The sequence below is a fragment of the Frondihabitans cladoniiphilus genome, from assembly GCF_039544345.1.
Classification (GTDB): Bacteria; Actinomycetota; Actinomycetes; order Actinomycetales; family Microbacteriaceae; genus Frondihabitans; species Frondihabitans cladoniiphilus.
Genome location: NZ_BAABLM010000001.1, coordinates 222503 through 239777, shown reverse-complemented (window position 1 = coordinate 239777; position 17275 = coordinate 222503). Strand labels below are relative to the sequence as shown.

Below are 17275 nucleotides of genomic sequence, written 5' to 3'. Positions count from 1 at the left end.
AGGGACGGATGTCGTCCAGGATGCTCGGGGCCGGGTCGTTCGGAACGTGCCGCCGGTCAGTCCGGCAGCCGCAGTGTGGCCTCCGCGGCCCGGGCCAGCGCCACCCCGTAGCTGCGACCGTGCCCCGCCGCGTGCACGGCCAGCGGATGCAGCTGGTGCAACGGCACCCGCGCCTCCCACCCCTCTCGAAGCGGCGCGGCCGCGTCGTAGGCGGAGAGTACGTCGTCGAGGAAGGGGCACCCGAAGAGCGCGAGCATGGCGAGGTCGGTCTCGGGGTGCCCGCCGTGCGCGGCCGGGTCGATGAGCACCACGCCGGACGGCGAGAACAGGACGTTCCCGGCCCAGAGATCGCCGTGCAACCGAGCGGGCCGGGCGTCGTCGTCGAACCGGCCGGCCGCGATCTCGTCGCACAGGGAGTCGAGGATCCCCCGCTCTCGGTCGGTCACGGTGCCGGCCACTGCCGCGATGTCGACGAACGGTCGCACGCGTTGCTCCGCGTAGAAGGCGCCCCAGGAGGCTCGGGGCCGCGTCGCCTGGGGACGCCGGCCGATGTAGGTGGGGCCGTTCCACCCCGACGGCGGTGCTCCGAACGCCTCGGCTCCGGCGGCGTGCGTCGCTGCGAGGGCGGCGCCGAACGCCCGGGCGGCCTCGACGGTCGGCCGCGTCTCGGTGATGGCCTCGAGGTCGATGCGGCCCGGGGCCACGGCGTCGACCCGCACGACGCGCACTCCCCCGGTCGGTTCGGCGTCGGCCAGCCACCGGAGCCCGGCGGCCTCTGCCTCGAAGAAACGGTCGGGGGCCTCGGGGTTCGTCTTGACGTGGCTCACCGGTCCATCGTGCCCCTCGGTCTCCGCCGGGGCTCGCCGGGATACGATCCCCCTCATGCCCCGCACACGCGCCTATCGCGACGGAAAGATCGTCGGCGAAGACTTCCCTCTCGACGACATCAGCGACTATCTGGCCAACGGCGACTGCTTCGTCTGGGCCGACTTCGAGTCGCCGACGCGCGAAGACCTGGAGAAGGTCGGCGACGAGCTCGACCTGCACGAGCTCGCCATCGAGGACGCCCTCGTGCCCGGCCAGCGCTCGAAGATCGACCGCTACGACCGGTTCCTGTTCGCCACCGTCTACGACACCACGTTCGACGCCGACTCCGGCGACCTGACGAGCGCCGAGGTGAAGGCGTTCATCACGCACCGGGCGCTCGTCACGATCCACGGCGAGGACTTCGACATCGGCGTCGTCTCGAAGCACTGGGACGACAACAAGGACCTCGTCTCGCACGGCATCCCGTACCTGCTCTGGGGTCTGCTCGACTCGATCGTCGACCGCCAGTACGTCTGCGCCGACGGCCTCGACGGCGAGATCGACGGCCTGGAAGACGGGATGTTCGACCCGAAGCCGCAGACGCTCGACGTGCAGCGCCGCTCGTTCGCGCTCCGCCGCAGCCTCGTGCAGCTGCGACGGGTGGTCACGCCGATGCGCGAGGTGCTGAACACGCTCCTCCGCCGCGACGACATGAACACGACGAAGGGCATGGGGCCTTACTACCAGGACGTCTACGACCACGTGCTGCGCGTCACCGAGCAGACGGACTCGCTCCGCGACCTGGTCTCGACCATCCTCGACACCAACCTCAGCATCCAGGGCAACCGGATGAACCTCGTCATGAAGAAGGTCACGAGCTGGGCCGCGATCATCGCGGTGCCGACGGCCGTGACCGGGTTCTTCGGCCAGAACGTGCCCTTCCCGGGCTACTCGACCTGGCCGGGGTTCGTGGTGTCGTGCATCGTCATCGTGATCGCCTCGGTGGTGCTCTACTTCTCGTTCAAGAAGCGCGACTGGCTCTAGCTCGGGTTCCCGAAGACCACCGGGCCCGCGGGATGCCCGTCCCAACCCGTCAGCGAACCGCGACCCCGCGGCAACGCGGCGTTCACGGCGTGTCCACAGCCGACGTCTAGCGTCGCTGCCATGATCAGCGTCGGCATGAGCACGTCCTGCGTCTACCCCTCCGGTCTCGAACCCGCGTTCCGCCTGGCGGCCGAGATCGACTACGACGGCGTCGAGGTCATGGTGACCAACGACGCCTCCACCCACAGCGCCCGACGGCTGGGCGAGCTGTCCCGGGAGCACGGGCAGCCGATCCTCTCCGTGCATGCGCCGGTCCTGCTGCTCACCCACTTCGTCTGGGGACGGGATCCGCGGGTGAAGCTCGAGCGGACGGCGGAGCTGGCGGTGGCGACCGGCGCACCCACGGTGGTCGCGCATCCCCCGTTCCGCTGGCAGGGCGCGTATGCCGAACGGTTCCTCGACATCGTGGCCGGAGTGAGCGAGCGCTACGGCGTGACGATCGCGGTGGAGAACATGTTCCCGTGGCGGATCGGCGGCCGCACCATGAAGGCGTACGCCCCGGGGTGGGACCCGAGCACGATGGACTGCGCCGCCGCCACGCTCGACTTCTCGCACGCGTCTCTGTCGGGGCGGGACTCGCTCGAGCTGGCGCGGGCACTCGACACCCGGCTGCGCCACGTGCACCTCTGCGACGGGTCGAGGGCCTCCAGCGACGGCGAGAACGCCGGCGGCATCTTCGACGAGCACCTCGTTCCCGGGCGGGGTGCCGAGCCGGTCGCGGCGGTCCTGCGCGAACTGGCCGCCCGCGCCTGGTGCGGCTCGATCGTGGCCGAGGTCAACACCAAGAAGGCGAGCGAGGATGCACGGCTCGCCATGCTGACCGAGACCCTCGACTACGCCCGGGCCGCCTTGGCGAGCGGTGCGGCGATGCGTCCGGCCGAGCGCGCGGCGTAGCTCGGTACGGCCCTTCGTTCCAGCGCCGGGCTACGGGGCGAGCGACAGCAGCAGGATCGACAGCGGCAGCATCACGACGACGAGCCCGAGGCCGGCCAGCGCGTAGCGCCCCCACGGCACGTGCACGTCGAGCGCCTGCAGCCGACCGTGCCAGAGCAGCGTCGCGAGCGACGCCCACGGCGTGACGATGCAGCCGACGTTGACGCCGATGAGGATCGCGATGATCCGCACCGACGATCCGCCGACGGGTTCGAGAGCCAGGTAGGCCGGCAGGTTGTTCACCACGTTGGCGGAGAGCGCGGCGCCGCCGGAGAGGCGCAGCAGGTCGCCGAACGAGGTGCCCGTTCCGACGGCGCTGCCGATCAGCTGGGCGAGGCCGAGGGCCTGCGCGGCGGCCACGACGAGGAAGAGGCCGGCGGCGAAGAGCAGCGTGCCCCACGGCACCAACCCGATGCGCAGGGCCGATCGACGCTTGATCGCGAACGCCACGACGAGGACGGCCGCGCCGATCGCCGCGGGGATCCACACCTCGACACCGGACACGAGCGCCGGCACCAGTAGCACCACGACGATCGCGGAGACCAGGAAGAGGGTCCGATCGGGCGCCGCCTCGACCGACGCCGCGGGGAACCGGGCCGCGAGCTCGTGCCGGTAGCGGATACCCACGGCGACGACGGGCACCAGCGCGCAGACGACGGCCGCCGGCAGCACGAGGGCCGCGTACGTGAGCGGCGCCGGGGAGCCGAGTGCATGCACGGCCAAGAGGTTCGTGAGGTTCGAGACCGGCAGGAACAACGACGCGCAGTTCGCGAGCCAGACGGTCGTCAGGGCGAACGGCAGGGGGGATGCCCCCACCCTCCGGGCCACGAGCACCACGACCGGCGTCAGCAGCACCGCGGTCGTGTCGAGCGAGAGGAAGACCGTGCAGAGCAGCGCCAGCACGACCACCAGGAGCCAGAGCACCCAGACGCGGCCGAGGGAGAACCGAGCGGCGACGCCCGCGAGCCAGGAGAAGAGGCCGGCTTCGGCGGAGAGGTCGGCCACGATCGTGAGGCCGACGACGAAGCCGAGGACCGGAGCGACCCGGTCGAGCAACGCCACGAGAGCATCCGGGGTGAGGATGCCGAGGAATGCGGCGACGATGCCGACGACGGCGAGGAACCCGCCGATCACTGCTGTTTTCACTGTCGGAACAGTAGTGGGTCGGCGGGTCCTGTGCCCGTCATCGGACTCGGGTCAGTATTTGTACTGAACGGCCCAGGCGACCCGCAGGTGACCGGCGGTGGAGGCGGCCACGGTCTTGCCCTCGAGGTTGGTCTCGGCCTGGAGGGTCCAGCGCAGGGGCTGCGTCGGCACTCCACTGGGGTTCGTCGTCTGCCCGACGAGCGTGCCGTCGAAGTACCAGCGAACGTGCCCGGGGCTCCACTCGATCACGTAGTCGTGCCAGCCGGTGCCCATGGTGGGCGCGGCCGAAGTCGGAGGCTTGTCGAACGACATGGAGCCGGTGGAGGAGTTGTAGCTGCCGGCGATTGCAGAAGCCGGGAACACGGGGCCGTTGATCCCCCCGTCGGGCCAGTCGATCTCGCCCTGGTTCCAGTTGTTGGAGGTCGGCCAGAGGTTGAAGGCCACCTTGTAGCCCGGCAGGTTGTCGGCCTGGAGGCGGACCGCGTACCGCCCATAGGTCTGGCCGGTGTAGCCGTTCGGCATGTACGCGGCGACGAGGGGCTGCCCGCTCGCGGTGTGGAGGTAGTAGTCGAGGTTGCCGTTCTGCGCCGAGAGGACCTTGGCCGGGGAGTAGAGCCCCTTGCCGGACGTGTCGCGGAGGTTGGAGTAGCCCGCCTGCGCCGCGCCGTACACGTTCGTGAACGACCCGAGAGCGGCGTTGGTCGTGAAGTCCCGGGAGACGACCGGAGTCCAGGTGTGGCCGTTCGAGGTGACGGACCCGGTGGGGATGGCGGTGGAGGTGGCCGCTTCGGCCGGTGCAGGTGCGGAGGCGCCCGCGGCTGCGGTGACTCCGACGATCGAGAGGGTTGTTGCGAGGACGAGTGTGGCTCTTCTGTGGAGTCGCATTGGACGACCCTAACCGAGATCGAATCGTTACTTGACCCCTGAATGGGGGACGACAGGGTCGTCTGCTGGGGATGACGGCATCGGCTGCGGCGTTCCTCCCCGCGAGGCGAGTACCGTTCAGGAAAACACTTCGAGGAGACCTGTTGCGTAAATTCCTTTTCAACGGCGCCATCATCAGCGCGGCCTTCAGCGGCTTCAGCGCCCTCAAGGCCACCCGGAGCGGCCCCCGCGACTGGCGTCTCGCGCTCCTCTGGCTCAGCTGGGCCGCGTCGACCGCCATCGCGATCGGCAATGTCGTCGACAACGCCCGTGCGGTCGAGGCCGCCGACGAGTAGTCGCTCTCAGCCCCGATCAGGACGCCCCGACGGTTCGCCGTCGGGGCGTCCTGTCGTCGGGCCGGAAGGGTTGCCGACGGAGGGCCCCGCCGGGTTGCCGACGCTCGGCCCTCCCGGCATGCCATCGCCGGCGCGGTCGACGGGCGCAGGCCTCGCCGGCGCCTGCTGGGTCCGCAACGGCTGAGTGGCCTGCTGCGTCGGGATGGGGCGCGTCGCCGTCCGGCCCGGATCCTCGTCCGGGTTCGCCGTCACGATCGGGATGGCCGAGGTGAAGAGCGCCGCTCGCTCGGCGTCCGCGTCGTCGCCGGTGAAGAGGGCCGAAGCCCCGGCGGTCGACGGACCTCGGCGGGTCGTCGAGGCCTTCTCGGGCTCGACCATCTGAACCCGGGTCCGTGGGATGGACTGCGGGCTGTGCTCGTGCAGCCAGACGATCATCTCCTCCCGCACCAGGCAGCGCAGGTCGAAGAGCGCTCCGGCGTCCAGCGCCGACACGAGGATGCGGATGTGCACGTAGCCGCCCACGGCGTCGGTCACCTGGAGCACCTTCACGCGGCCGTCCCAGAGGTCGGCGCCGTCGAGGATGCGATCGAGTTCGGCGCGCATCTCGCCCGCGGTCACCCGCCAGTCGAGGTCGAAGTCGACCGACCCGAGGAGCTCGGAGTTCCGCCGCGTCCAGTTCTCGAACGGCGTCGTGGTGAAGTAGGTCGAGGGCAGCACCATGCGGCGGTCGTCCCAGATGTGCACGACGACGTACGACAGCGTGATCTCCTCGATGCGCCCCCACTGCGTCTCGACGACGACGACGTCGTCCACCCGGAGGGCGTCGCTGAAGGCGAGTTGGATGCCCGCGAAGACGTTGGCCAGAGTGGATTGGGCGGCGAGCGCGGCAACGACCGAGGCGATGCCGGCACTGGCGAGGACACTCGCACCCACGGCCTGCACGCCCGGGAATCCGAGCAGCACCGAGCCTCCCGCGATGATCACGATCACGGCGATCGTGAGCCGGCGGATGATCAGCACCTGCGTGCGGAGCCGCCTCGCGACCCGGTTGTCGGGCTGGTCGAGGCGGTAGCGCGCGAGCCCCAGGTCTTCGAAGAAGATCGCCATCGCGCCGATCAGCCAGGCGACCACGACGATCAGGGCGCAGCGGAACGCCTGGTTCACGATCGACTGGCCGTCGTAGCCGTGCGGAGCCACGTTCGTCATGGCCTGCTCGAAGCCGATCCAGACCAGCAGCACGAGGAGGGTGATGCGGAAGGGCCGCCGCACCCGGAGGATGAGCCTGCCGGCCCACGCCTCGCGTCTCGCGACGGCCCGGAAGACGAGGCCGACGACGGCGGAGACGACGAAGGCGATGACGACCGCCGCCGCCACCGCGATGACCGGCTGCAGCCAGGCCGCCGTCACAGGCTGCGCTTTCGCAGGCGGACGGCCTCGAGGGCGAGTCCGTAGGTCGAATAGCGGCCCACTACTTCGGCACTGGTCACGTGATTGCCCTTCAGAGCGACGAATTCGTCGCCGTCGGTCTGGATGAATCCGAGGACGTGGCCCGGGGTCGAGACCCGGGTGAGAACGTCGGAGAGGATGCTCGTCACGACTTCGGCATTGTGGCGGAGGACTTCTGGTGGATCGAGTGTCACGCCCACCACGGTATTCGGGCCGCCTAAGTGCGGACTGGCGCACGGAGGTGGTTCACAGGTAGCGTTCCCGGATGACGACCCCCACAACGGGGGGCGCGAGCGCCCCCGGCAAGCCAGACGACTCCGAGTACGTCGCCCAGGATTTCAGCCATGAGCAGGACGGCTTCCAGAAAGGCCTGAAGCCGCGCCAGCTCCAGATGATCGCCATCGGCGGCGCCATCGGAACCGGCCTGTTCCTCGGCGCCGGAGGGCGCCTCGCCTCCGCCGGTCCGTCGCTCGCGATCGTCTTCGCGATCTGCGGCGTCTTCGCGTTCTTCATCCTCCGGGCCCTCGGCGAGCTCGTGCTCCACCGCCCCTCGTCCGGTTCGTTCATCTCCTACGCTCGCGAGTTCTTCGGCGAGAAGTTCGCCTACGCCGCCGGGTGGATGTACTTCCTGAACTGGGCGATGACGGCCATCGTCGACACGACCGCCGTCGCGCTCTATCTGAAGTTCTGGAGCGCGTTCACCTCGGCCCCGCAGTGGCTCCTGGCCCTGTGCGCGCTCGCGGTGGTCCTCACCCTCAATTTGCTGGCCGTCAAGGTCTTCGGCGAGATGGAGTTCTGGTTCGCCCTGATCAAGGTGACGGCCCTCGTCGTCTTCCTGGTCATCGGCATCGTGTGGCTGGCGGCCGCGTTCCCGGTGACCCACGACGGCGAGACGGTCCGGACGGGCTTCTCGATCATCAGCTCCCATGGCGGCATCTTCCCGAAGGGCGTCCTGCCGTCGGTCCTCGTCGTCACGGGCGTGGTCTTCGCGTACGCCGCGATCGAGCTCGTCGGCACGGCGTCGGGCGAGACCCAGAACCCCGAGAAGGTCGTGCCCCGCGCGATCAACACGGTGATCATCCGCATCGCCGTCTTCTACGTGGGCTCGCTCGTGCTCCTGTCGCTGCTGCTGCCGTACACCGCGTACAAGGCCGGCACCAGCCCGTTCGTGACGTTCTTCTCGAGCCTCGGCAACCCGCAGGTCGGCGACATCGCCGGCACGATCATGAACTTCGTCGTGCTCACCGCGGCGCTCTCCAGCCTCAACGCCGGCCTCTACTCGACCGGCCGGGTGCTGCATTCGATGGGTATGAATGGCTCGGCTCCGAAGTTCACCACCGTGATGTCGAAGGGCGGGGTCCCCTACGGCGGGATCCTCCTCACGACCGCGATCACCCTGCTCGGCGTGGGCCTCAACGCGATCGTGCCCGACCAGGCCTTCGAGATCGTGCTGAACGTCTCGGCCCTCGGCATCATCACGGCGTGGGGCACGATCATCCTCTGCCAGATGAAGTTCCGGCAGTTCGTCCGCGACGGCAAGGCGAAGGCCCCGACCTTCCGCATGCCCGGGGCGCCCTACACGAGCTGGGTCACGCTGGCCTTCCTCGCCGTCGTGCTGGTGCTGATGGCCATCGACTGGCCGATCGGCAGCCTGACCGTGGCGTCGCTGATCATCATCATCCCGCTGCTGGTCCTCGGCTGGTTCCTGCAGCGCGACCGGATCCTGTCGATCGCGAACATCCGCGAGGGCATCACCGGCCCGTTCCCTGTCACGGGTCGCGACCCGTCCGGCCAGGTCCCGCGAGACGAGAAAGGCGACCGCTAGGGGCGGTCGGACTCCGAGTCCAGGCTGAAGGCCGGGGCGTCCGACACGTTCGGCGCCCCGGCCTCGGACCAGGCCGCGCGATGCTGCTTGCGCAGCTCCGTGTAGTGCTCGGCGTTGCGGCGGATCCCGTCGATCTCGAGGTCGACCAAGGCACGACGGACCTTGCCGGGGATGCCCGCCACGAGCGATCCCGGAGGCACTACCGTGCCCTCCAGCACCACGGTCCCCGCCGCGACCAGGGAGCCCCGGCCGATGACCGCACCGTTCAGCACCGTCGCCGACATGCCGATCAGGCAGTCGTCTTCGACGGTGCAGCCATGCAGGACGGCATTGTGGCCGATGCTCACACGCCTGCCGATCGTCGTCGGCACCCCGGAGTCGGCATGAATCGACACGTTGTCCTGGACGTTGCTGTCCTCGCCGACGACGATCGCGTCGGCGTCGGCACGGACCACGGCGCCGTAGAAGACGCTCGCCCCATCGGCGAGCGTGACCTGCCCGACCAGAGTGGCGCCGGGTGCGACCCAGGAGGTCTCGGAGACGGAGGGGGTGTGGCCCCCGAAGGGAAGGACGACGGCGTCAGGGCTCATGCGGCCATGCTGGCACGGGACGGCCGGGCCGGCGAGGAACTGCTCGGGACGGGCTGTCAGGGGTGCGTCCTAGAGTCGGGTCATGCCTCTCGAAGTCACGGCGTTCCTCGCCGACTCCGCCGACACGGTCAACGGCAAGATCTACGCGCTCGGCATCGGATGGGACCTCCTGGTCGCCCCGGGCTTCCCGTTCGTCTTCCCGAGGGTCGCGCTCGGCATCATGGTCCACGTCGAATGGACCGACACCGAGGTCCAGCACGAACTCCGCGTCCACCTCGAGACCGAAGACGGCGTCGCCGTCCCGCTCGGGCCGACCGGCGGCGGCGACGACGGGCAACAGCCGATGCTCGCCTGGGCCACGCGCTTCCAGGCGCAAAGGCCGCCGCTGCTCATCCCGGGCACGCCGCAGCTCGTCCCGTTCTCCGTCAACGTGAACAACGCCGTCTTCCCGGTGCCCGGCGGCTACTCCTGGGTGATCGAGGTCGACGGCGAGGTCGCGTCGAGACTGCCGCTGCGAGTGGCCGTGCAGGAGCCGGTGTGACCGACACCCGCGAAGACCGAGCGGGGCGGGCATCCCCCGCTCTCGAACCCGGCGAGCCCGCACCGATCGTCACCCCTCCTCGCGGCGGTGTCCGTGCCACGCCTCCGCCCAAGACGTCGCTTCTCGGGCAGGGGCGTCGGTTCGCCGAGCTCGTGCGCATCGGCCGCAAGCACGGGGTCCTGCCGCCCGGCAAGCTCGACCTCGGCACGTCGCCGTCCGGGTCGGAGGCTCGGCGCGTCCAGGCCCGCGGTCTGCGCCTCGCGCTCGAGGAGGCGGGTGGCGCCTTCGTCAAGATGGGGCAGCTGTTCTCCACCCGCGACGACATCCTGCCGCCCGAGTTCGTGGCCGAGCTGTCGCTGCTTCAGCAGCGCGTGAAGCCCGCCCCGTGGGAGTCGGTGCGGGCCATGCTCGAGGACGAGTTCGGCGGCCCTCTCGACGCCGCCTTCGCCTCGTTCGACGAAGAGCCCCTCGCCGCGGCCTCGCTCGGCCAGGTGCACCGCGCCACGCTGCTCACCGGCGAAGACGTGGCTGTCAAGGTGCTGCGTCCGGGCATCGTGCCCGAGGTGCGGCGCGACGTCGGCATTGCCCTCCGGGTCGCCCTGACCGTCGACCGCACGGTGCCGCGGGCGCACGCCATCGGGTTGGCGGAGATCGCCAAGCAGTACGGCGCCGACCTCGTGCGCCAACTCGACTTCCGCCTCGAGGCCCGCAACCTCGCCGCCCTCCGAGCGATCGCGGCGCGCCAGACACCGGGATCCCCCATCGAGGCGCTCCGCCTGCCCGAGCTCTACGAGTCGCTCTCGACCGACCGCGTGATCGTGATGGAGTTCTTGAAGGGGCAGACCCTCAGCACCTGGAACGAGACCCACTCGGGCGAGCACCGCGAGCTGCTGCCGACGATGCGGGCCGTGCTGCGGGCGTTCCTCCAGCAAATGGTGCTCGACGGTTTCTATCACGCCGACCTCCACCCCGGAAACATCATGCTGCTGCCCGACGGCAGTCCGGCCCTGGTCGACTTCGGCTCGGTCGGGCGGCTCGACTCCGAATTGCGCACCACGATCCAAGACCTCCTGATCGCCTATCTGCAGTCCGACAACCAGCGCATCGCCGACGGGCTGCTGTCGCTGGCTCCGCTGGCCGAGGGCGCCGACGAGCGCTCGTTCCGCCGCGACATCAGCCTCTTCATCACCTACGAGCTCGGGCCGGGCGCCCGGGTCAGCGTCGACAGCGTCGACGGCCTGGTGGAGGTCATCGGCAAGTACGGCATGACCATCCCGGCCGAGTTCGTCGCCGCCGCCCGAGCGCTGGCGATCCTCGAGGGCACGCTGCGCACCACGGTGCCGTCGTTCGACCTGCTCGAGGAGTCGCGCACGCTGGCCTCCGAGCAGATCCGCGACCAGCGCTCGATGGCCAACGTGACGAGCATGCTGCAGAGCGAGCTGCTCGGCCTCGTCCCGGGGCTCCGACGACTCCCCCGCCGGGTCGACCGCATCGGGTCGGCGCTCGAGAACGGCACCCTCAACGTCAACATCCGTCTGCTCGCCGACCACCGCGACCGGCGCCTGCTCATGGGGTTGATCCGGCAGGGCCTCCTCGTCTTCGTCGGCGTCGTCGCCGGAGTGTTCTCGCTGGTGCTGCTGACCGCGGCTCCCCCGGTCCGATCGGGTGCCCTGGGGGTCGGGCCCGTCGGCGCCGTGCTCGGCATCGCGGCGCTGGTGCTCTTCGCCGCCGCGGCCGTCGACGCGCTGGTGGGGCGGCGGCGGCGCTAGCTGTTCTGAGCCCGTCCGGTTGGTGACGCTCGGGCTGCGGGAGTGCGGCGCAGGCCCTTGCGTGCGGCAGAGGCCCTCGCGTGCGGCACAGACCCTCGCACGCGGCTCAGACCCTCGCGTGCGGCACAGAACCGCGCCGCGGACTAGCGCCCTCGCCGCTTGCGAGGCGCGGCACGGGTGCGCCGGCGCTGGTGCTCGCTTGCGGCGCAGGCCCTCGCGGGCAGCTCAGGCCCTCGCGTGCGGCAGAGAACCGCGCCGCGGACTGGAGCCCTCGCCGCTTGCGAGGTGCGGCAGGCCCGGTGCGGCAGGCCCCGTGCGGCCGGCCGGACGCAGCGGAGTCGCCGGAGCCGCGGCCCGGGCGGGGGGCGGGGGCTACGACACCCGGACGGGCGCCCCGCGTTGGGGCGCCCCGAGCACTGGGGACTGTGGCGGCCGGCACCGCGTGACTACCGTCGAAGACACACCGCGGCAGACAGCAGCGGTGCCGCAGGAGCAGCCCCCGCAGCAGCGAATCCCGTAACAGCCCCCGACGAAAGAAGGCGACCGTGCTCGACATCATCCTGAGCGTGAGCGTCGTGCTCGCCCTCGCCGCTTTCGCGTACTTCGGCGGCCGCTCCCTCGACCGCATGCTGGCGCGCCGCGCGCTCGGCCGCGGCAAGGAGCAGGGCTGGCTGCCCAGTGTCGCCGACGCCCGAGCGCTGCGCCGCGTCCGCCGCGAGCTCGACCTGGAGCGCCGCGCGGGCATCGAGCGCCTCAGCCGCTAGCGGCGGCTCCCCAGAACTCGGAGCGCGGGCTACCCGAGCCCGCGCCTCCGGCAGCACGAGTCGTTTCGGTCAGGGGGTGTGGTTTCGCGCCGCGGCGCGAAAGCGCACCCCCAGGGCGAAACGACTCCACCCAACCCGGACAGCCCCACCCCCACCAGCACTACGCCGGCGAGCCGGCCCCGCCCTCGGCCAGCCACGCGAGCCGCTGAAGGGCTTCGACGTTGCGGATGTGCAGCACCGGGTTCATCACAAGCCCCGGCACGAGCATCCCCGGCCCTTTGACCGCGTACTCGACCATGCGCACGTACGAGCCTCCGCGACGCTCCTTGATCTCGATCTCGACGCGGGCCTCGCCGATCGGCCACCCCTTCGGCTGGAAGACCACGCGCCGCGGCGGGTCCCACTCGAGCACGGTCGTGACGTCGTCGAGCACGAGCGGCCACGATCCGAACGAGTGGTGGATGTGCGATCCGACGGCGGGCCAGGCGTCGTCGACGCTTCGAATGCGGGATGCCCCGACCACCCAGCTCGGGAACAGCCAGCCGTCGCCCAGCACGGCGAACACGGCCGACGGCGCAGCCTCGATGAACCGGTACGTCGTCGACACTCTCAGGCCTTCCGGGCCCGCACGACCGCCGCGACCCCCGCAGCGAGAGCTCCGATGCCGGCCGCGTACGACTTCTTGCGGTTGCGCGTGTACCAGATCTGCGGACTCCAGCTCTTCGCCTTGTCGTCGAAGATGCCGCGAGCACCCTGGTCGCCCGCGACCGGCTCGTAGAGGTTGGTGGGCAGCATCGGCTCGGTCTTGTCGGGCGCCTGCTGGCCCGAGTAGCCCGTCTTGGCGAGGTACACGTCGAGGAACGGAGCCACGAAGCGGTTGCCCAGAACGGTCATGACGGTCGGCTCGCCGAGCCAGGTGCGGCGGCGCGGCTTCTCGGCCACGTCGGCGACGGCACGGGCGCAGATCTCCGGTTGGAAGATCGTGGGCACGGGCTGCGGGTGGTGCGGCAGCTGGGACTTGACCCAGTTGAACTGGATCGTGTTCATGGCCGGCATGTCGACCGTCGAGATCTTCACGTGGCTCTTGTTGTGGATCAGCTCGGTCGTCACCGACTCGGTGAAGCCCATCACGGCGTGCTTCGCGGCGCAGTACGCGGCCTGCAGCGGGATCCCCCGGTGCGCGAGCGCCGACCCGATCTGGATCACGTGCCCCGAGTCGCGCGGCGTCATGCGCGACAGAGCGGCCCGGGTGCCGTTCACGAACCCGAAGTAGTTGACGCGGGTGGCCCGCTCGAAGTCGTCGGGGTCGGTGGTCAGGAACTCGCCGAACACGCCGACCATTGCGTCGTTCACCCAGAGGTCGATCGGTCCGAGCTCGTTCTCGACGCGGGTCGCGGCCGACTCGACCTGCTCGCGGTCGGAGACGTCGGTCGAGATCGGCAGGGCGCGCCGCCCCAGGGCCTCCACGTCGCGAGCGGTGCCGGCGAGGCCGTCCTCGCCGCGGGCCAGGATGGCGACGTCCCACCCTCGCGTGGCGAGCTCTCGGACGATGGCGCGGCCGAGGCCGGCGGTGCCTCCGGTGACGACGGCGATTCCCTGCGGCATGGATCTCCTCGATGGTTCGTACCCCGAGACAGCCGAAACGGGGGATGCACCGCGGCAGCCGCCACGGAGAGTGAGACGGTAGTCGCGCCCGCTGGACCCCGGCCCGGGCATCCCCCGCTCGGCGTCTCGCTGTACCCCGTCTCGACGCCGCAGCCCCGTCGTGCAGAGGCGCCGGCGTAGACGGGACTGATGAAGGCACTCACCTACCAGTCCGTCACCCACGTCTCCGTCGAAGAAGTCCCGGATCCGGTCATCGTCGACCCGACCGACGCTCTCATCCGCGTGTCGTCCGCCGCTATCTGCGGCAGCGACCTCCACCTGTACGACGTCTTCGGACCCTACCTCGACAAGGGCGACGTGCTCGGACACGAGACGATGGGCGTCGTCACGGCCGTCGGCTCGGCCGTCACGCGCATCGAGGTGGGCGACCGGGTCGTCGTACCGTTCGTCATCGCCTGCGGCGACTGCTTCATGTGCGACCGCGGCCTCTACTCGCAGTGCGAGACGACGCAGGTCACCGAGTACGACTCCGGCGCCACGCTCTACGGCTACACGAAGCTCTACGGCCAGGTGCCCGGCGGCCAGGCCGAGCAGCTCGCCATCAAGCGCGCCGACTTCAACCTGATCAAGGTGGGCGACGATCTGCCCGACGAGCGGTACCTGTTCCTGAGCGACATCCTGCCGACCGCCTGGCAGGGCGTCGAGTACGCCGAGGTGCCCGAGGGCGGCACCCTGGTCGTGCTCGGCCTCGGCCCCGTCGGCCAGTTCGCGGCGCGCATCGGCGTGCATCGCGGTTACCGCACGATCGCCGTCGATCCCGTGCCGGAGCGTCGGGCGATGGCCGATCGCCACGGCGTCGAGACCCTCGACCTGACCGACGACGTCGCCGACGTGATCAAGAAGATGACGGACGGCCGCGGCCCCGACTCGGTCGTCGACGCCGTCGGCATGGAGGCCCACGACCACGGGCCGGTCGGGCTGTTCCAGAAGGCGGCGGCGCGTCTGCCCGATGCGATCGCGCAGCCGCTGATGCAGAAGGCGGGCATCGACAGCCTCGGCGCCATGCACCTCGCGTTCGACGTCGTTCGTCGCGGCGGCACCGTCTCGCTGAGCGGAGTCTACGGCGGCACGGCCGACCCGACGCCCTTCCTCAACCTGTTCGACAAGCAGATCGCGATCCGCATGGGGCAGTGCAACGTGCAGAAGTGGATCGACACCCTCATGCCGCTCGTCGAGGACCCGGCCGACCCGCTCGGCACCGAGGACCTCGTCACGCACCCGGTGCCGCTCGATCGTGCGCCGGAGATGTACGAGACGTTCAAGAACAAGGCCGACGGCTGCATCAAGGTGGTGCTGAAGCCGTAGCTGCGGTTCGGGGGTGCGTCTTGCACGCTGGCCGCGCGGAGCCGCACCCCGGCCCCGCGGACGCGCACCCCGACCCCGCGGAGCCGCACCCCGGCCGCCGCACCGCACCCTTGTCGACCGAGGGTCCCCCGCGGAAAACGGGGTGCGGGCCGGACGCGGCAGGCACCTGCACAGGCGCAGAACCGCACCCCGATCAACCCACCACGAAGACCTCCGCCGCCCGATCGAAGTTCGCCAGGAACCGCTCGTGCAGCACGGGCGGCTCGGCACCGCCGCCGGACTCCCCCGAGCGCGCCGACACCTGCGACTCGAACGCCCCCAGCGCCCGCCCTTTTGCGCCGCGGGCATATGCCACCAGCGGCATACCTCTCAGCCTGTCCCACGGCACGTCCGGGTGGGCCGGCGACCCCCAGTGCCACATCCACACCGGGTACTCCCACAGCACCAACCCGAGCCCCTCGGCCAGCGCCGCCGCGATCTCGCCGACGATGCGGTGGTCGCGGTGCCCGTCGCCGCGCCACGGCGCGAGAACCAGGGCCGTGGGATGCCCGGAGAGCACCTCGTCGACCGCCCGAGTCACCTCGGGCACGGCCTCGCGGACGCCTCCGTCGGGGAAGCCGAGCAGTCGCGGCGGGCCTGCCCCGAGCATCCCGGCCGCCTCGCGCATCTCGGCCGCACGGATCGCCGCCAGATCGTCGCGCCCCGCCTCGGACGCGGCGCCGTCGGTGACGACGACGATGGTGACCGGGATCCCCTGGGAGCGAGCAAGAGCGATCGTGCCGCCGGCGCCGAGCGTCTCGTCGTCCGGGTGGGCCGAGAGCACGACGAGGTCGGTGACCCCGGCGAGGTCGAGGCGCGGTAGTGCGTGCAGACGGGGGTCGGAGAGCCAGGTCGCATTCGCGGTGCCGGGGTCGCGCGCGTCGAAGCTCACCACGGGGCGGTGACCGCTGCGACCCGACGCGGATCGGCCGACATCGCGCGCCGCGGACCAGGCGCCATGGCCGAACCGCGTCGCTTCACGGAGCCCCACCCGAGCACGAACACCGCCCGCATCACGAACACCACCCGAGCACCGTCACCACTCGACCCCGCCGCCGAGCACGGCCCGCCCGAGGGAGGCATCGTCGCGCTCGGCGTGGTGCTGCCGCACGTACAGCTCGAGGTCGGCCACCCGCTTGGCGTGGGCGGGATCCTGCACGAGCGGTGCCGGCCCGAGGGCGTGCGCCGCGGCGCGAAGCACGTCCTCGACGCAGCGAGCCACAGTGGCTCGGACCCGCTTGGCGAGCAGCGTGCCGGCCGATCCGGCGGCGCCCCCGTCGTCGATGGCGGCGGCGGCCGAGATCAGCGCAGTGCGGGCCTCGTGCAGCGCGACGTCGACGCGGCCCACGTGGAGTTGGGTCAACACGTCGTCGGCCGGCCGCGTCCGGGCAGCGGTGGCGAGGGTGCGAGCGACTCCGACGGCTCCCCCGAACCAGCAGGCGGCCACGCTGATGCCGCCCCAGGCGAATCCGGGACGCTCGAGGTACCAGCCGGACTCGCCGACGGGTGTCGCGGGGACGGCCTCGAAGGCGACCGGTCCGCTCGGCACGTCCGGCAACCCGAGCGACGTCCACGTGGGATCGACGCGGACGCCGTCGTGCGCGAGTGCCACGGCGAACAGGCGACGCTCCGGGACGCTGCCGAAAGCGGGGGCGACCCACGCCGTGACCAGAGCGTGTGTGAGGGTGCCGGCCAGCGAGCACCAGGGTTTGGTGCCGTGGAGCCGCCAGCCGTCGCCGGTCTGCGTGGCGGTGACGCTCATCCCACCGCCCTCGGCGGCGAAGACGCCCCAGGTGCTTCGCGGGGGATGCACGTCCGAGCCCGGCGCCACGCCCGCCTGGTGCAGGATCGTGACGGCGTCGACGTGCGGCTCGACGGCTCGGGCCAGCGAGAGGTCGGCGGCGGCGAGGGTGGCCAGCATCTCCCAGAGGTCGAGGGTGGTGCTGGAACCGACAGCCGCTCGCTCGCCCAGAGAGACCCCGCCGACGAACGGGTCGAGCGACTCGAGTGCCCCACCGAGCGCGAGGGCGTCGGCGACCGTGGCGGGGCGGGCGTCCAGCGTGGCGCCCACGATCGGCCCGACCGCAGACGCGAGCACCACACGCCGGAGCGCCGACCCGC

18 protein-coding genes are annotated in these 17275 nt (G+C 70.9%); 8 read left to right on the top strand and 10 right to left on the bottom strand.

Going from position 1 to position 17275, the window contains the following annotated elements; translation table 11 throughout:
* Nucleotides 1–56: 56 nt before the first annotated feature.
* Complete coding sequence (locus ABEA39_RS01130) at nucleotides 57–884, bottom strand: fructosamine kinase family protein (RefSeq protein WP_425556884.1); 828 nt, start codon at nucleotides 882–884, stop codon at nucleotides 57–59.
* Between ABEA39_RS01130 and ABEA39_RS01125 the strand changes: the two genes are divergently transcribed.
* Both ABEA39_RS01125 and ABEA39_RS01120 read left to right on the top strand, forming a co-directional pair.
* Nucleotides 883–1851, top strand: coding sequence for a magnesium transporter CorA family protein (locus ABEA39_RS01125; RefSeq protein ID WP_345372229.1), 969 nt, complete (start codon nucleotides 883–885; stop codon nucleotides 1849–1851). The two genes, ABEA39_RS01130 and ABEA39_RS01125, sit on opposite strands and share 2 nt — an antisense overlap.
* Nucleotides 1852–1971: 120 nt before the next feature.
* Complete coding sequence (locus ABEA39_RS01120; protein WP_345372226.1) at nucleotides 1972–2805, top strand: sugar phosphate isomerase/epimerase family protein; 834 nt, start codon at nucleotides 1972–1974, stop codon at nucleotides 2803–2805.
* 30 nt (nucleotides 2806–2835) lie between these two features.
* Here ABEA39_RS01120 and ABEA39_RS01115 read toward each other — a convergent pair whose 3' ends face one another.
* Together ABEA39_RS01115 and ABEA39_RS01110 are read right to left on the bottom strand one after the other, a co-directional pair.
* Nucleotides 2836–3990 carry an SLC13 family permease gene (locus ABEA39_RS01115; RefSeq protein WP_345372224.1) on the bottom strand — a complete coding sequence of 385 codons (1155 nt, stop codon included), beginning with the start codon at nucleotides 3988–3990 and terminating at the stop codon, nucleotides 2836–2838.
* 51 nt (nucleotides 3991–4041) lie between these two features.
* On the bottom strand, nucleotides 4042–4875 hold the full coding sequence (locus ABEA39_RS01110; RefSeq protein WP_345372222.1) for a glycoside hydrolase family 16 protein: 834 nt from the start codon (nucleotides 4873–4875) through the stop codon (nucleotides 4042–4044).
* A gap of 143 nt (nucleotides 4876–5018) precedes the next feature.
* Between ABEA39_RS01110 and ABEA39_RS01105 the strand changes: the two genes are divergently transcribed.
* Complete coding sequence (locus ABEA39_RS01105) at nucleotides 5019–5210, top strand: hypothetical protein (RefSeq protein ID WP_345372220.1); 192 nt, start codon at nucleotides 5019–5021, stop codon at nucleotides 5208–5210.
* A gap of 6 nt (nucleotides 5211–5216) precedes the next feature.
* Here ABEA39_RS01105 and ABEA39_RS01100 read toward each other — a convergent pair whose 3' ends face one another.
* Nucleotides 5217–6617 (bottom strand): mechanosensitive ion channel domain-containing protein, encoded by a 1401-nt coding sequence (locus ABEA39_RS01100; protein ID WP_345372218.1) that lies wholly within the window; start codon nucleotides 6615–6617, stop codon nucleotides 5217–5219.
* Entirely contained in the window at nucleotides 6614–6850 is a 237-nt protein-coding gene (locus tag ABEA39_RS01095) for a hypothetical protein (RefSeq protein ID WP_345372215.1), read from the bottom strand. The genes ABEA39_RS01100 and ABEA39_RS01095 overlap by 4 nt, the downstream gene beginning before the upstream one ends.
* Before the next feature lie 71 nt (nucleotides 6851–6921).
* On the opposite strand from ABEA39_RS01095, the gene ABEA39_RS01090 reads away from it, so the two are divergent.
* Nucleotides 6922–8481, top strand: coding sequence for an amino acid permease (locus ABEA39_RS01090; RefSeq protein ID WP_345372211.1), 1560 nt, complete (start codon nucleotides 6922–6924; stop codon nucleotides 8479–8481).
* Here the strand turns inward: ABEA39_RS01090 and ABEA39_RS01085 are convergent.
* The gene (locus tag ABEA39_RS01085; RefSeq protein WP_345372208.1) at nucleotides 8478–9071 is read right to left on the bottom strand and encodes a gamma carbonic anhydrase family protein; all 594 of its coding nucleotides are present in this window, start codon (nucleotides 9069–9071) and stop codon (nucleotides 8478–8480) included. The two genes, ABEA39_RS01090 and ABEA39_RS01085, sit on opposite strands and share 4 nt — an antisense overlap.
* 82 nt (nucleotides 9072–9153) lie before the next feature.
* On the opposite strand from ABEA39_RS01085, the gene ABEA39_RS01080 reads away from it, so the two are divergent.
* The 3 genes from ABEA39_RS01080 (at nucleotide 9154) to ABEA39_RS01070 (ending at nucleotide 12145) form a co-directional block, all read left to right on the top strand.
* Nucleotides 9154–9612, top strand: coding sequence for a DUF6941 family protein (locus ABEA39_RS01080; protein WP_345372206.1), 459 nt, complete (start codon nucleotides 9154–9156; stop codon nucleotides 9610–9612).
* The gene (locus ABEA39_RS01075) at nucleotides 9609–11381 is read left to right on the top strand and encodes an ABC1 kinase family protein (protein WP_345372204.1); all 1773 of its coding nucleotides are present in this window, start codon (nucleotides 9609–9611) and stop codon (nucleotides 11379–11381) included. The genes ABEA39_RS01080 and ABEA39_RS01075 overlap by 4 nt, the downstream gene beginning before the upstream one ends.
* Nucleotides 11382–11926: 545 nt before the next feature.
* Nucleotides 11927–12145 (top strand): hypothetical protein, encoded by a 219-nt coding sequence (locus tag ABEA39_RS01070; RefSeq protein WP_345372200.1) that lies wholly within the window; start codon nucleotides 11927–11929, stop codon nucleotides 12143–12145.
* A 160-nt stretch (nucleotides 12146–12305) separates the two neighbouring features.
* Here the strand turns inward: ABEA39_RS01070 and ABEA39_RS01065 are convergent, their stop codons facing one another.
* Both ABEA39_RS01065 and ABEA39_RS01060 read right to left on the bottom strand, forming a co-directional pair.
* Nucleotides 12306–12752 (bottom strand): SRPBCC family protein, encoded by a 447-nt coding sequence (locus tag ABEA39_RS01065; protein WP_345372198.1) that lies wholly within the window; start codon nucleotides 12750–12752, stop codon nucleotides 12306–12308.
* A 2-nt stretch (nucleotides 12753–12754) separates the two neighbouring features.
* Nucleotides 12755–13750, bottom strand: a complete 996-nt coding sequence (locus ABEA39_RS01060) for an SDR family oxidoreductase (protein ID WP_345372196.1) — start codon at nucleotides 13748–13750, stop codon at nucleotides 12755–12757.
* A gap of 189 nt (nucleotides 13751–13939) precedes the next feature.
* On the opposite strand from ABEA39_RS01060, the gene ABEA39_RS01055 reads away from it, so the two are divergent.
* Nucleotides 13940–15115, top strand: a complete 1176-nt coding sequence (locus ABEA39_RS01055; RefSeq protein ID WP_345372194.1) for an alcohol dehydrogenase catalytic domain-containing protein — start codon at nucleotides 13940–13942, stop codon at nucleotides 15113–15115.
* A gap of 193 nt (nucleotides 15116–15308) precedes the next feature.
* Here ABEA39_RS01055 and ABEA39_RS01050 read toward each other — a convergent pair whose 3' ends face one another.
* The gene (locus ABEA39_RS01050; protein ID WP_345372192.1) at nucleotides 15309–16046 is read right to left on the bottom strand and encodes a PIG-L deacetylase family protein; all 738 of its coding nucleotides are present in this window, start codon (nucleotides 16044–16046) and stop codon (nucleotides 15309–15311) included.
* Between the two features lie 144 nt (nucleotides 16047–16190).
* Complete coding sequence (locus ABEA39_RS01045; RefSeq protein ID WP_345372190.1) at nucleotides 16191–17225, bottom strand: acyl-CoA dehydrogenase family protein; 1035 nt, start codon at nucleotides 17223–17225, stop codon at nucleotides 16191–16193.
* Nucleotides 17226–17275 lie beyond the last annotated feature (50 nt).

Coding starts and splice junctions, on each gene's coding strand:
- ABEA39_RS01125 (WP_345372229.1), top strand. CDS start 883: ATGCCCCGCACACGCGCCTATCGCGACGGAAAGATCGTCGGCGAAGAC.
- ABEA39_RS01130 (WP_425556884.1), bottom strand. CDS start 884: ATGAGGGGGATCGTATCCCGGCGAGCCCCGGCGGAGACCGAGGGGCAC.
- ABEA39_RS01120 (WP_345372226.1), top strand. CDS start 1,972: ATGATCAGCGTCGGCATGAGCACGTCCTGCGTCTACCCCTCCGGTCTC.
- ABEA39_RS01110 (WP_345372222.1), bottom strand. CDS start 4,875: ATGCGACTCCACAGAAGAGCCACACTCGTCCTCGCAACAACCCTCTCG.
- ABEA39_RS01090 (WP_345372211.1), top strand. CDS start 6,922: ATGACGACCCCCACAACGGGGGGCGCGAGCGCCCCCGGCAAGCCAGAC.
- ABEA39_RS01085 (WP_345372208.1), bottom strand. CDS start 9,071: ATGAGCCCTGACGCCGTCGTCCTTCCCTTCGGGGGCCACACCCCCTCC.
- ABEA39_RS01080 (WP_345372206.1), top strand. CDS start 9,154: ATGCCTCTCGAAGTCACGGCGTTCCTCGCCGACTCCGCCGACACGGTC.
- ABEA39_RS01060 (WP_345372196.1), bottom strand. CDS start 13,750: ATGCCGCAGGGAATCGCCGTCGTCACCGGAGGCACCGCCGGCCTCGGC.
- ABEA39_RS01055 (WP_345372194.1), top strand. CDS start 13,940: ATGAAGGCACTCACCTACCAGTCCGTCACCCACGTCTCCGTCGAAGAA.